Consider the following 13,136-nt stretch of genomic DNA (forward strand, 5'->3'; position numbering starts at 1 on the left):
GGCCCGGATACGCGAGACGCCCCGGGCCTGATGGCCCGGGGCGCCTGGAACGTTGCTTGTCAGTAGCTCAAGCAGCACGACCATGGCAGCCGGCGGGCCGGATGCCATAGGTAAAGACGAAGATCGTGTGCTGACGCATGGGCACAGTATGGCCCCGCTCCCGCGGCCCCGACAAAACGCCGCCCGGATCCTGAGACGCGGAGCCCCGCGCCCGGCCCGGCGGAGGGTGTGCGCACGGCCGGTAGAATCGGAAGAACCGACCCCCTTCACCACCGCCGGAAGGCCGCCCCGTGCCAGCAGCACCCCCCGCCGCCCCCGACGCCACGGCCGACGTGGTCCTCGTCGTCGACTTCGGCGCGCAGTACGCCCAGCTCATCGCCCGCCGGGTCCGTGAGGCCCGGGTCTACAGCGAGATCGTCCCGTCCACCATGCCGGTGGCGGAGATGCTGGCCAAGAACCCGCGCGCGATCATCCTGTCCGGCGGCCCCTCGTCGGTGTACGCGGAGGGCGCGCCGTCCCTGGACCGCTCGCTCTTCGAGGCCGGGGTGCCCGTCTTCGGCATGTGCTACGGCTTCCAGCTGATGGCCACCACGCTCGGCGGCACGGTCGACGACAACGGGGCCCGTGAGTACGGCCGTACCCCGCTGCACGTCACCAAGGCGGGCTCGACGCTCTTCGAGGGCACGCCCACCGAGCAGCCGGTGTGGATGTCGCACGGCGACGCCTGCTCGGCCGCGCCCGAGGGCTTCACCGTCACCGCGTCCACCGACGTCGTGCCGGTCGCCGCCTTCGAGAACGACGAGAAGAAGCTCTACGGCGTCCAGTACCACCCCGAGGTCCTGCACTCCACCCACGGCCAGCAGGTCCTGGAGCACTTCCTCTACCGCGGCGCGGGCATCGAGCCGAACTGGACCACCACCAACGTGGTCGAGGAGCAGATCGCCGCGATCCGCGAGCAGGTCGGCGACAAGCGCGCCATCTGCGGCCTCTCCGGCGGCGTGGACTCCGCGGTCGCCGCGGCCCTCGTCCAGAAGGCCATCGGCTCCCAGCTGACCTGTGTGTACGTCGACCACGGTCTGATGCGCAAGGGCGAGACCGAGCAGGTCGAGAAGGACTTCGTCGCCGCGACCGGCGCGAAGCTGAAGGTCGTCGACGCCGAGAAGCGCTTCCTCGACGCGCTGGCCGGGGTCTCCGACCCGGAGCAGAAGCGGAAGATCATCGGCCGCGAGTTCATCCGCGTCTTCGAGCAGGCCCAGCTGGAGATCCTCCAGGAGGACGGACCCGAGGTCGCCTTCCTCGTCCAGGGCACGCTCTACCCGGACGTCGTGGAGTCCGGCGGCGGCACCGGCACCGCCAACATCAAGTCCCACCACAACGTCGGCGGCCTCCCCGACGACATCGAGTTCCAGCTCGTCGAGCCGCTGCGCCAGCTGTTCAAGGACGAGGTCCGGATGGTCGGCCAGGAGCTGGGCCTCCCCGAGGAGATCGTCCAGCGCCAGCCGTTCCCCGGCCCCGGCCTCGGCATCCGCATCGTCGGCGAGGTCACCAAGGACCGCCTGGACCTGCTCCGCGAGGCCGACGCCATCGCCCGCGAGGAGCTGACGGCGGCCGGCCTGGACCGCGACATCTGGCAGTGCCCGGTGGTCCTCCTCGCCGACGTCCGCTCGGTCGGCGTCCAGGGCGACGGCCGCACCTACGGCCACCCGATCGTGCTGCGTCCGGTCTCCTCCGAGGACGCCATGACGGCCGACTGGTCGCGCCTGCCGTACGAGACGCTGGCGAAGATCTCCACCCGCATCACCAACGAGGTCGCCGACGTCAACCGCGTCGTCCTCGACGTGACGAGCAAGCCGCCGGGGACCATCGAGTGGGAGTGACCCCTCCCGCCGCCTGAGAGCCCCCGGAGGCCCCAGGTCAACGCCGATGCCGTCGCTCATTCGTTTGGGCGGCGGCATTGTCGTATCGGATGGGTACGCTGAGTGAAGAGACGAGACTTCGGCGTATGGGAGTAACTATGAGCGCCGCACCCGAGGACAGGCTTGAGCAGGAGCCGAACCGGTGGCCGGTTCCGCCCGAGGGCGGCTGGACGGCGGACGACCTCGACCGGATTCCGGGCCTCCCGCCCCACACCGAGCTGATCGACGGGAGTCTCGTCTTCATGAGTCCGCAGCGGAAGTTCCACACGCGAGCCATGTGGCTGCTGGAGTCCGCCCTCCTCGCCCACGTACCCGCGGATCTGGACGTCGACCGGGAGATGACCATCAGGCTGGACACCAGCAACCGCCCGGAGCCTGATCTGCTGGTGTACAGGGCCGACGCCGACACCGGCCCCGACCAGACCTGGTACGCACCGGAGGACGTCGTTCTCGCCGTCGAGGTCGTGTCCCCCGATTCCCTGGAGCGCGACCGGGGCGTCAAACCGCGCAAGTACGCCGAGGCCGGGGTCAAGCACTTCTGGCGGGTCGAGCAGGGCGACGACGATCTGCCCGTCGTCTACGTCTACGAGCTCGACCCGGCGACGCGCACCTACACGCCCACCGGAATCCACCACCAGAAGATGAACCTGTCTGTTCCCTTCCCGATCGACGTGGACCTCAGCGAGATCTACCGCCGGGGCCGCCGGTAATTCCCTGGCACCGGCCTCCCCGCCCGTGCCACCCGACCCCACCCCTTCTCACCGACCCCACCTGGCGGTAACTTCCGGTCCCGTACGCCCTGGGAACCCGAGGAGCCGCCATGTCCGAGCCGGTCGCCGTGCCCGCCCCCGCCCCCGCCCCTGCCCCGATCCCCGTCGACCAGCTCCAGTTCGCGATGCCGCCCGTGCACTCCTCGCCGGACGAGGAACGCGCGTACCGCAGGGAGCGACTGGCGGGCGCGCTGCGGCTGTTCGGGCAGCTCGGCTACGAGGACGGGGTCTCCGGGCACATCACCGTGCGCGACCCCGAGCTGGCGGACTGCTTCTGGGTCAACCCGTTCGGCGCGCCGTTCGCCGACATCGCCCCGCAGGACCTGATCCTCGTCAACGGCGACGGCCAGGTGGTCCGGGGCCGCTTCCACGTCAACCAGGCCGCGTTCGCGGTGCACGCGGCGGTCCACCGGGCCCGGCCGGACACCGTGGCCGTCGCCCACACCCACTCCACGCACGGCCGGGCGCTCGCCGCGCTCGGGGAGCCGATCGAGCCGATCACCCAGGAGTCCTGCGCCTTCTACGAGGATCACGCGCTGTACGACACCTACTCCGGGGTCGTCGTGGACGAGGAGGAGGGCCGGCGGATCGCCGCCGCGCTCGGGCCGCACAAGGCGGTGATCCTGCGCAACCACGGGCTGCTGACGGTCGGCGACTCGGTGGACGCGGCGGCCTGGTGGTTCCTCACGATGGAGCGCGCCTGCCAGGTCCAGCTGCTGGCGAGGGCCGCCGGGAAGCCCGTGCTCATCTCGCACCGGGACGCGGTCACCACCCGCGACCACCTCGGCAGCGACCTGGTGGCCTGGATCAACTACCAGCCCCTGTGGCAGCGGATCGCTCGAACGTTCTGACGACACCCGCCCCCGGACCGCCCCGATGCACGGCCCGGCCGCCCGGTACGGCACAATTCGCGGATATCGCAAGTGAGTTGGCTGTACCGGGGCGGGAAAGGGCGTAATCCTCCGTGGCGTTGGACGAAGCAAGGACGAGCGGCACGCACGGCGGCGGCTGTACCTGCGGCGACTGCCCGCACGGAGCCCGTCGCGGACACCGGCGCGCGGTCGCCGCGTTCCTGGCCAAACGCGACGAACTGGCGGCCGGCAACGGGCTGCCCGCCGCCGTCGCCCAGTCGCCGTCCGCCTCCCGGCAGTGGGTCTCCGACGAGCTGACCGGATCCGCCCGTACCGTCGCGGAGCGGGCCCGCGAGGCCGGTGACGCCTGGCTCCACCAGGTGTGGCGGGGCACGCTGTTCGCCGTCTGGGGCGCGGCCGGGGCGCTGCTCGTCGGGGCGAGCCTCACCGCGATCGGGGCCGGCTGGTCCACCGCCCGCACCGCCGGTCTGATCGCCGCCCTCGTCACCGCCGGGCTGCTCACCGCCGCCGCCCGGCTCCACCGCGCCCGGGGCGGCCTGCTCGCCCCGTTGATCGGTGAGGACAACCGGCTCTCCACCTCCCGGACGGTCGCCGCCGGCTGGGTGCTGCTCGCCGTCTTCGCCGTCCTCGTCCTCGCGCTGCAACTGGCCGGGGCCTCCGACCCGGACGACCGGGACGCGCTGATCGAGGGGCTCGACCTGGTGCGCTCCGCCGGGGTCGTGGCCGTGCTGGCGCTGGTGTGCGCGGTCGCCGTCGTCGTGCGCCGCGTGGTGACCGTACGGGTGCTGAGCCAGCGGCTCCAGAAGCTGCGCGCGGACCGGCCGCGCGCCGCCGACCTGCTCACCGACGACTCGGGGCGCGGCTCCTTCACGGATGTGCAGTACGTGCTGGTCAGCGCCGTCGCCGTACTGTTCGCGGCGGTCCGCCTGGCCCGCCGCCCCGAGCAGCTGCCCGACCTGCCGTGGGGGCTCGCGCTGCTGGTGGCGGTCTCGGCGGCGACCTACTTCGCCGGGAAGTACGCGGAGGGCGGCCGGCCCGTCGTGCTCTCCGTCGTGCGGGCCCGGGAGGCCGGGGACCTGGACGGCGCGATCCGGACCGGCGACGACATCGAGATCCGGGGCGCGGGCTTCGTACCGCCCGGCGCGGGCGGCCCCGACCGGCTGGCCCGGCTCGTCGTGCGGATAGGGACCGTCCATGTGCACGTCCCGCTGGTCCCGGTCGCCGGAGGCTTCGCCAACCCGACCGACACCGTCCTCACCGTGCCCGTCCCGGTCGAGGTCGAGCCGGGCACCGTGGACGTCCAGGTCGTCACCGCCGCCGGGGTGGAGACCAACCGCTGTCCGATCGACGTGACGGACTGACGCTCCGTCCTTTCTTCCGCTGATTGCCCCGCAGCCCTGGTGAGCAGCGCGCCGAAGGCGTACGTATGGTCGAGGTGACGGGACTTCGGGAAGTAGGGCAGTGGCGATGAACGGTTACGGCGGCGGTTCGTACGGTCTGGGCGAGCGCAGGACGCTGCGGGAGCAGGCGGGCACGTACGCCCTGCTGCCGCTGCGGATCTTCCTCGGCGTCACCTTCGTCTACGCGGGCCTCGACAAGCTCACCGACAGCGGGTTCCTGTCCGCGACCGGCACCGGATCCATCGGCGAGATGATGCGCGGGGTGCGCGACTCCTCCGCCATCCCCGCCCTCGTCGACCTGGCGCTGAAGAGCCCCGAGGGCTTCGGGTACGCCATCGCGATCGGCGAACTCCTCGTCGGCCTGGGCACCCTCGTCGGCCTCTGGGCCCGGCTCGCGGCGCTCGGCGGCGCACTGATCTCGCTGAGCCTCTGGCTGACCGTGAGCTGGCAGGCCACCCCGTACTACTACGGCAACGACCTGCCCTATCTGATGGCGTGGCTGCCGCTGGTGCTCGCGGGCGCCACCGTGTTCTCCGCCGACGCCTTCCTCGCCTCGCGCCGCCGCCGGAGCATGTAGGCGGCCCAGGTCACCGTCGCGGCCAGCCACAGCCCGCCGAGGAACAGCGGCAGGAAGAACGTCCACGGGACCTCCCAGGCCCCGGCGGCGTCGGCCGCGTACCCGCCGGCCAGACCCAGCATCGCCAGGCCCGCCACCGCGCGGCCGGGCCGGAATTCATGACGCAGCACGGGTGACCTCCACCTGTCCGATGCCGACTTCCAGTTCCAGTTCGATCGTTCCGGCGGCCTTCGTGCCCGCCGGCGGTGGCAGCGTCCGCTGCGTCGACTCGTCGCTGTTGATCCGGACCTGGACCCGCTGGCCCTCCTCCAGCCGGATCTCCCCGAGACCCGCCTCGGCGCGCACCTTCACCGTCACGTTCGCCGGGACGACGACGGCCGCCCGGCCCGCCGCCACGTCGAGCCCCGTGCGCACGGTCTCGCCCTTGGGCACCTTCAGACCGGACAGGTCCAGCCGGGCGTCGCCCGTACGCAGCTCGTAGTGCGGCTCGACGGCGGCCACCGAGGCGGGCCGCCACTCCTGACGGGCCCACGAGGTGTCGATGTCCTTCGGCACCGCCGCGGCGCCCGCCAGCAGACCCGCCGTGATCATCGCCATCAGGACCGTGCCGAAGCCGGTCCGCCCCAGCACCGAGGCGATCAGCAGACCGAGGCCGAACACCGCGAGGGCGGCGACCAGACCGATCTGGAGCGCGGTGCCCAGCGGCTGGTGCTGCCAGCTCAGCCCGGTGCCGAGACCGCCCGCCACCAGCGCCGTCAGAAAGACCAGGCCGCCGATGGAGCGCGGCCCGCGCGGTGCGGGCGACGGCCGAGGCGCGGTGAACGGGGCGTCCGGCGTGGGCCGCCCGGCCTTCACACCGGCGCGCGCCGCGCCGACGTCCGTGTCCGACGGCCCCCACAGATAGCCGGAGCCGACCGGGCCCGTGGTCCCGTCCTTGACGATCGGGTCCCGCCACCACGACGGGCCGCCGGGCGTCGGCGGGGCCTTCACCTCCGGCGGCGGCGTGCCGAGCCCGCCGGCGTGCGCGGGCCCGGGCGGGGAAGCCGGTGCGCCGGGCGGGGCCGCCGGGCCCTCCGGGGCCGCCGTCCGCCGGGACTGCGTCCATACGGAGAACCCGACGACCGCCAGCGTCAGCAGCGCGGCGAACGCCAGCATGCCCCGGTTGTGCAGCATCGACAGGAAAAGACCGCAGCCGATCAGCGCCAGCAGCAGCGCCACCAGGGAAGCCCCGTCGACCCGCCCCGACAGCAGCTTGCGCGCCTCGTTCTCGTCGTCGCCGTCCGCGGGCAGCAGCAGCCAGGCGAAGCCGTAGAAGATCAGACCGATGCCCCCGGTCGCCGACAGCACACCGAGCACGATCCGGAAGATCACCGGGTCCACGTCGCAGTACCGGCCGAGTCCGCCGCACACCCCGGCGACGACCTTCTGTCGCGGGGTGCGCCGCAGCGTCGGCTTCGGCGCCTCGGGGGGCGCGACGCCGGGAGCGGTGGGGGAGGGAGCGGTCATGCCTCCATGGTGACGGGCCGGACCGCCCGCCGGGACCCGCGCCGACCCTGGCCGGTCCCTGATATTGCCCGCGCCCGCCCCGGAAGGGCCGTCCACGACGGCCGTACAGCGCTGTTCCGCCTTGCCCGGGCACGTAATCAGGGTCGCCTCCGGGACCGACCCTGATGCCGCCCCGCGTCTGCGCGTGTGACGATCGGGGTATGCCAGCCGCCACCGCCCGAGCCGCCAGCTCCCTCGCCGCCGATCCGGAGGAGCCGCCGCTGCGCAAGCTCTACCGCAGCGCGGACGGCCGGCTGCTCGGCGGCGTCGCGCGCGGGCTCGCCGGGCACCTCGGGCTGCCGGTCGCCTGGGTGCGGTTCCTCTTCCTCGGGCTGTTCTTCACCGACGGCCTCGGCGCGGTGCTCTACGCGGTGTTCTGGATCGTCGTCCCGCTCGGCGTCGGCGGCGTCGACGCCGAGCGCTCGGTGTTCGAGACCTCGACGGACGGCCGCCGCAAGCTCCGCAAACCGGACAAGGGCCAGGTCTTCGCGCTGGTCGCCCTGACCGTCGGGGCCGTCGCGTTCGTCGTCAACGTCGACATGGGCAGCGACGCCGACCGCTACATCTGGCCGACCCTGCTGATCGGCGCGGGCTCCGTCCTGGTGTGGCGGCAGGCGGACAACGCCCGCCGCGCCCGCTGGATGGAGACCGGCCGCAACCGCAAGCTGCTGCACCTGGCCCGCGGCCTCGCCGGAGTGGCCCTCGTCGGCCTCGGCCTCGCCGTGTTCATGGTGGTGCGCGGCTCGGCCGCCCAGCTCGGCAACGTCCTCACCGCGGCCATCGCCGTACTCACCGGCATCGCCCTGCTCGCCGGCCCTTACCTGGTGCGGATGACCCAGGACCTCTCCGAGGAGCGCCTGATGCGCATCCGGGCCCAGGAGCGGGCCGAGGTCGCCGCCCACGTCCACGACTCGGTGCTGCACACCCTCACCCTGATCCAGCGCAACGCGGACGACGGCGGCGAGGTCAGACGCCTCGCCCGCGCCCAGGAGCGCGAGCTGCGCAACTGGCTCTACAACCCCGAGGGCACCGGCAAGGACGAGGACGACGAGCCGGAGACGTTGGCCGAGGCGGTCAAGCGGGCCGCCGCCGAGGTCGAGGACAAGCACGGCGTACCGCTGGAGGTCGTCGTGGTCGGCGACTGCCCCCTCGACGACAAGCTGACCGCGCAGATGCAGGCCGCGCGCGAGGCGATGGTCAACGCCGCCAAGTACGGTGGCGAGGGCGGCGCCGTGCAGGTCTACGCGGAGGTCGAGGGCACTACGGTCTTCGTGTCCGTACGGGACCGGGGTCCGGGGTTCGACCTGGACGAGGTTCCCGGGGACCGCATGGGCGTACGAGAATCAATCATCGGCCGGATGCAGCGCAACGGCGGCAGCGCCCGGCTGCGTTCGGTGCCCGGCGGGGGCACCGAGGTCGAGCTGGAGATGGAGAGGGCGAGCGAATGACCGAGAACACCGAAGCCACCGGGGGCCCGGAGCGGCGGGTACGGGTCGTGCTCGTCGACGACCACCGGATGTTCCGCACCGGGGTGCAGGCCGAGATCGGCCGCACCGAGGAGACCGGCGTCGAAGTGGTCGGCGAGGCCGCCGACGTCGACCAGGCGGTCACCGTCATCACGGCGACCCGCCCCGAGGTCGTCCTCCTCGACGTCCACCTCCCGGGCGGCGGCGGCGTCGAGGTGCTCCGCCGCTGCGCGCCCATGATGGGCACGGCCGAGAACCCGGTCCGCTTCCTCGCGCTGTCCGTCTCGGACGCCGCGGAGGACGTCATCGGCGTGATCCGGGGCGGCGCGCGCGGCTATGTCACCAAGACGATCACCGGCACCGACCTGGTCGACTCGATCTTCCGGGTCCAGGAGGGCGACGCGGTCTTCTCCCCGCGTCTGGCCGGCTTCGTCCTGGACGCCTTCGCCTCCACGGACGCCCCGCCGGTCGACGAGGACCTGGACCGCCTCACCCAGCGCGAGCGCGAGGTGCTGCGGCTGATCGCGCGCGGCTACGCGTACAAGGAGATCGCCAAGCAGCTGTTCATCTCGGTGAAGACGGTCGAGTCGCACGTCTCGGCGGTGCTCAGGAAGCTCCAGCTCTCCAACCGCCACGAGCTGACCCGGTGGGCCACGGCACGACGGCTGGTCTGAGACCGTCGGTCAACCGGCGGCCGGGTCGAGCGAGATGTTGACCTTCTCGCCGATCCGGCGGTAGCCGATGCCCGTGTAGATCCGCTCGACGTCGGCGTCGCCCGGCTCCAGCCAGACGGCCCGGCAGCCCTGGTCGAGGGCCCGTTCCGTCAGCCAGGCGGAGAGCGCGGCGCCGACGCCCCGGCGGCGGAAGGACGCGGCGACGGCGAGACCGGCCAGTTCGCTGAGGCCGTCGACCGCGACCGAGCAGCCACCGGCCCCGGCCGGCGTGCCGTCGAGGACGGCCAGGGCGGCGACCCCGTCGCCGGCGGCCGCCGCACGCAGCCAGTCGGTCGTTCCGCTCTCGGGCTCGCCCTCGCCGCCGAAGCCGTGATGCTGGACGCGGGCGGCGTCGGTGAATTCCGCTTCGGTGCCGGGCACCATGATGCGGAGGCCGTCGACCGGGCTCGGCGTCCGGAGGTCCTCGCGGCCGCAGGCCAGCAGCGGGGCCCGGTTCTCCACGGTGAAACCGGCGGCGAGCAGGGCCGGTTCGACAGCCGGGGCCCAGGCGGGCAGGAACTCCAGGCGGGGCAGCCGCTCGCGCCGCCGGAACGCCTCGACCAGGGCCGCCACCTCGTCCGCCGTGGGTTCCGCTTCGCGGTCGGGGATGGCGTAGTTGGCGTACTTCAGCTCCCAGCCCGGGTTGTGCCGGACGGTGAACGGGCCCACGCGGTAGTGGTCGGGCGACCGCAGCGTGAGCGTACGGGCGTAATCCTGGACGGCGTTCGCCATCGTCATACGGGAGTTCCTTCGGCGGTACGGATCGGCGCCGGGGACTATGCCACGCGCGTCGCCCCGGCGAAAGGCATCTGATCGATGGGCGCGATGCGCACCGGTGCTCCCGGGCGCGGGGCGTGGATCATCTGGCCGCCGCCGATGTAGAGGCCGACATGGCTGATCCCGGAGTAGAAGAACACCAGGTCGCCGGGGGCCAGTTCGGAGCGGGAGACCCGGGATCCGGCGTTGATCTGGGTGTAGGTGGTGCGTGGCAGGCTCACGCCCGCCGCCTTCCAGGCCGCCTGGGTCAGGCCCGAGCAGTCGAAGGCGTTGGGGCCCGTCGCGCCCCAGACGTACGGCTTGCCGATCGCCCCGTGGGCGAAGGCGATGGCCTGCCCGGCGCGGGAGTTCGGGGCCGCTGCCGGGCCGCTCCGGGCGGTGGAGCGGTCGGCGTGGGCGGGGCCGCCCCCGTGCCGGGCGTCGGCGGAGCGTTCGTAGGCGGCGCGTTCGTCGGCGGTCAGGGTGTCCAGGAGCCTGCGGGCGTCGGCCAGCTTGGTGCGGATCGCGGTGCGGTGTTCGCGCAGCTCGGTGCGGCGGGCGGCGAGGCGTTCGGTCTCCTGGTCGGCGGTGGCCTTGACGCGGGTGATCTGGGAGACCTGCCGCTTGATGTTCCGCAGCAGGCCGCTCTGGCGGTCGCCCGCCCGGTCGAGGTAGGAGGCGCGCTGCAGATAGGCGTCGGGGTCGGAGGAGAGCGCCAGTTGCAGGGCCGGGTCGAGGGTGCCGCCGCGGTACTGCGCGGTGGCCAGCGAACCCAGGGCGTTCCGCGTGGTGTTGAGGCGGTCGGTGCGGCGGGCGGCCTCGTCGGTCAGGGCCTCGACCCTGCGGGTGGCGGCGGCCGCCTTCTCCTTCGCCCCGTTGTACTTCTCGGTGGCGACCTCGGCGTCGTGGTAGAGCCGGTCGACCTTCGCCTTGACCTGGTCGGCGGTGGGAGCCGGTTCGGCGGGGGCCGCGCCGGCCCCGCTGACCGAGACGGCGGTGGCGGCCCCGGCGAGCGCCAGGGTGGCGGCGGTGCGGGCAGCAGGGCCGGTGAACGGGCGCTGCTTGGGTTTTCGGTGAGCTGACCTGCGGTGCGCTGCCACGGGGGCGGCATCCTTCCTGTCGGCCGACCGCCGGGGGATACCGGCGGGTCCGTGAAGGACGCTAATCCGGGTGCGCGGAAAAGGGTCACCATGACAGCTATTGCCCTGATGTGACGTTTCGCCGATCGCTGATGATCGAAGCGATCAATGAAGGCTTGCCTCACTGAAAGGTAAAACTTTGGCCATGGCTAGGCTCCGGAGCCATGGACGTACTCATCAATGTCTTCGTCGCCCTGCACATCATCGGCATCGCCTCCCTGCTGGGCGGCTTCCTGACGCAGATGAAGGCCATGGGTGAGGGCACCGCCCGCTTCGGCCCGGCCATGCTCCACGGTGCGCTGACCATGCTCGTCACCGGCATCGCCCTCGTCGGCCTCAACCAGGCCGACGACCAGACCGTGAACAACGTCAAGATCGGCATCAAGCTGGCGCTGCTGGTCGTGATCCTCGCCCTGGTCTACGTCAAGCGGGACGACGAGACGGTCGACGAGGGCGCGTTCGGGGCGGTCGGCGGGCTGACGGTCGCCAACATCTTCATCGCCACCGTCTGGACCTGAGGCCGGACCACGGCCTTCCGGGGGCGGCCGCCGAAGAGCCGCCCCCCGGCCCGTACCCGTACTACGCCGGGCGGACGCTCCCGTAGATCGGCATGTAGTAGATCGACTCCTCGCGCACGTTCGCACCCGGCTTCGGGGCGTGGATCATCATGCCGTCGCCCTTGTAGATGCCGACATGGCTGATGTCGTCGTAGAAGAAGACCAGGTCCCCCGGCCGCAGGTCGGACGTGGCGACCCGGGTCCCGACCTTCACCTGATCCCAGGTGGTCCGCGGCAGGGTCACGCCCGCCTCCCGCCACGCCGCCTGCGTCAGCCCCGAGCAGTCGTACGAGGAGGGGCCCGACGCGCCCCAGACGTACGGCTTCCCGATCTGGGCGCGGGCGAAGTCCAGCACCTTCTCCGCCTTGGCGGCGTAACCGCTGCCCGTACCGGATCCGGAGCCCGAACCCGTGCCCGTACCGGAACCGGAGCCCGTGCCCGAACCGCCCGACTCCTTCGCGGCCTCCTCGCGGGCCTTCTCCTCCGCCTCGGCCTTCTCCTTCGCCTCGGCGGCCTGCCGGGCGGCCAGCTTCGCCGCCTTCTCCTTGGCCTCGGCCTCCTTCTTGCGCTCCAGCTCCGCCAGCCGCGCCTTCTCCTCGGCGGTCAGCCGGGACAGCAGCCCACGGGCCTCGGTGAGCTTGGTCTGCACGTCCTTCTTGCTGGAGGCGAGCGTGGCCTGCGTCTCGGTGAGGGTCTCCAGGCTCTTCACCGCCTCCGCGCGCTTCTTCGCCGCCGAGGCCTGCTGCGTACGGAAATCGGTGACGGCCTTCTGCTGCCGCTCCGTCGCCCGGTCCATCAGCCGGCTCTGGTCGAAGTACCCCTGCGGGTCGTCCGCCAGGAAGAACGTCGCCGTGGGCGCGATGCCGCCGCTGCGGTACTGCGCCGCCGCGTAGGAGCCCAGCGCCCGGCGCGCCTCGTTGATCTTCTCGGTCCGCTTCGCCACGTCGGAGAGCAGCGTGTCGACCTTCTTCTGCTGCGTGGCGGAGGCGGCCTTGGCCCGGTTGTACTCCTGGGTCGCGGTGCCCGCCTGCCGGTACAGGGCGTCGACCTTCTTCTGCACTTCCTCGATGGCGGGCTTCGGCTCCGCGGGCGCGGCCGTGGCGCTCTGCGTGGAGAGCAACGTCACGGAGGCCAGCGCGGCCGTCGTCAGCCCGACGGCGGGAGTGGTGGTGCGCACCTTCGTGCGCGGCTTGCGATGCGATGCCAAGACCGGCATCTCCTTCCGTGGACCGCCTACCGGGTTAGCTGTCGGGTTCGGACGGAACGGAAGGCTGTCCTACGGTCCGGATCGAGGTCACGGACCGATTCACCCCGGTTCTGCGTGTGGGTCCCCGGTTCCGAACTGCCTGGAGGGCAGGACGGATTCGGCAGAGGTGTCCGTTAGGCGCGGTTCGCCTCAGGGAGGTACGGATCACCTGACCGAGC

At 72.4% G+C, this 13,136-nt stretch carries 13 protein-coding genes and 1 riboswitch; of the genes, 8 read left to right on the plus strand and 5 right to left on the minus strand.

Annotated elements, in window-relative coordinates; all coding sequences use genetic code 11:
• Positions 1 to 290: 290 nt before the first annotated feature.
• From guaA to G3I54_RS08425, 5 genes are all read left to right on the plus strand, one after another.
• The gene (guaA, locus tag G3I54_RS08405; protein WP_164612619.1) at positions 291 to 1,877 is read left to right on the plus strand and encodes a glutamine-hydrolyzing GMP synthase; all 1,587 of its coding nucleotides are present in this window, start codon (positions 291 to 293) and stop codon (positions 1,875 to 1,877) included.
• A 137-nt stretch (positions 1,878 to 2,014) separates the two neighbouring features.
• The gene (locus tag G3I54_RS08410) at positions 2,015 to 2,626 is read left to right on the plus strand and encodes a Uma2 family endonuclease (RefSeq protein ID WP_164612621.1); all 612 of its coding nucleotides are present in this window, start codon (positions 2,015 to 2,017) and stop codon (positions 2,624 to 2,626) included.
• 110 nt (positions 2,627 to 2,736) lie between these two features.
• Positions 2,737 to 3,537, plus strand: a complete 801-nt coding sequence (locus G3I54_RS08415) for a class II aldolase/adducin family protein (RefSeq protein ID WP_164612623.1) — start codon at positions 2,737 to 2,739, stop codon at positions 3,535 to 3,537.
• Positions 3,538 to 3,650: 113 nt separating this feature from the next.
• The gene (locus G3I54_RS08420; RefSeq protein WP_164612625.1) at positions 3,651 to 4,919 is read left to right on the plus strand and encodes a hypothetical protein; all 1,269 of its coding nucleotides are present in this window, start codon (positions 3,651 to 3,653) and stop codon (positions 4,917 to 4,919) included.
• 106 nt (positions 4,920 to 5,025) lie between these two features.
• Positions 5,026 to 5,535, plus strand: coding sequence for a DoxX family protein (locus G3I54_RS08425; protein WP_164612627.1), 510 nt, complete (start codon positions 5,026 to 5,028; stop codon positions 5,533 to 5,535).
• On the opposite strand, the gene G3I54_RS08430 is transcribed toward G3I54_RS08425, so the two are convergent.
• Both G3I54_RS08430 and G3I54_RS08435 read right to left on the minus strand, forming a co-directional pair.
• Complete coding sequence (locus G3I54_RS08430; protein WP_030628728.1) at positions 5,442 to 5,705, minus strand: hypothetical protein; 264 nt, start codon at positions 5,703 to 5,705, stop codon at positions 5,442 to 5,444. The genes G3I54_RS08425 and G3I54_RS08430 overlap by 94 nt on opposite strands.
• Complete coding sequence (locus G3I54_RS08435) at positions 5,692 to 7,041, minus strand: PspC domain-containing protein (RefSeq protein ID WP_164612629.1); 1,350 nt, start codon at positions 7,039 to 7,041, stop codon at positions 5,692 to 5,694. Before G3I54_RS08435 ends, G3I54_RS08430 begins: the two co-directional genes overlap by 14 nt.
• A 200-nt stretch (positions 7,042 to 7,241) precedes the next feature.
• On the opposite strand from G3I54_RS08435, the gene G3I54_RS08440 reads away from it, so the two are divergent.
• Positions 7,242 to 8,528, plus strand: a complete 1,287-nt coding sequence (locus tag G3I54_RS08440; protein WP_164612631.1) for a PspC domain-containing protein — start codon at positions 7,242 to 7,244, stop codon at positions 8,526 to 8,528.
• Entirely contained in the window at positions 8,525 to 9,220 is a 696-nt protein-coding gene (locus tag G3I54_RS08445; protein ID WP_137232412.1) for a response regulator transcription factor, read from the plus strand. Before G3I54_RS08440 ends, G3I54_RS08445 begins: the two co-directional genes overlap by 4 nt.
• A 9-nt stretch (positions 9,221 to 9,229) precedes the next feature.
• Here the strand turns inward: G3I54_RS08445 and G3I54_RS08450 are convergent, their stop codons facing one another.
• Both G3I54_RS08450 and G3I54_RS08455 read right to left on the minus strand, forming a co-directional pair.
• Positions 9,230 to 9,997, minus strand: coding sequence for a GNAT family N-acetyltransferase (locus G3I54_RS08450; RefSeq protein ID WP_164612633.1), 768 nt, complete (start codon positions 9,995 to 9,997; stop codon positions 9,230 to 9,232).
• Between the two features lie 38 nt (positions 9,998 to 10,035).
• The gene (locus G3I54_RS08455) at positions 10,036 to 11,115 is read right to left on the minus strand and encodes an NlpC/P60 family protein (protein ID WP_164612636.1); all 1,080 of its coding nucleotides are present in this window, start codon (positions 11,113 to 11,115) and stop codon (positions 10,036 to 10,038) included.
• A gap of 203 nt (positions 11,116 to 11,318) precedes the next feature.
• On the opposite strand from G3I54_RS08455, the gene G3I54_RS08460 reads away from it, so the two are divergent.
• Positions 11,319 to 11,672 carry a hypothetical protein gene (locus tag G3I54_RS08460; protein ID WP_164612639.1) on the plus strand — a complete coding sequence of 118 codons (354 nt, stop codon included), beginning with the start codon at positions 11,319 to 11,321 and terminating at the stop codon, positions 11,670 to 11,672.
• A 61-nt stretch (positions 11,673 to 11,733) separates the two neighbouring features.
• Here the strand turns inward: G3I54_RS08460 and G3I54_RS08465 are convergent, their stop codons facing one another.
• Positions 11,734 to 12,927: a C40 family peptidase gene (locus G3I54_RS08465; RefSeq protein ID WP_203685719.1), complete on the minus strand. Its 1,194-nt coding sequence runs from the start codon at positions 12,925 to 12,927 to the stop codon at positions 11,734 to 11,736.
• A riboswitch (cyclic di-AMP (ydaO/yuaA leader) is annotated at positions 12,926 to 13,091 on the minus strand. It overlaps the preceding gene by 2 nt.
• Positions 13,092 to 13,136: the final 45 nt, after the last annotated feature.

This window comes from Streptomyces sp. SID14515, from assembly GCF_010548505.1.
Lineage (GTDB): Bacteria > Actinomycetota > Actinomycetes > Streptomycetales > Streptomycetaceae > Streptomyces > Streptomyces caviscabies.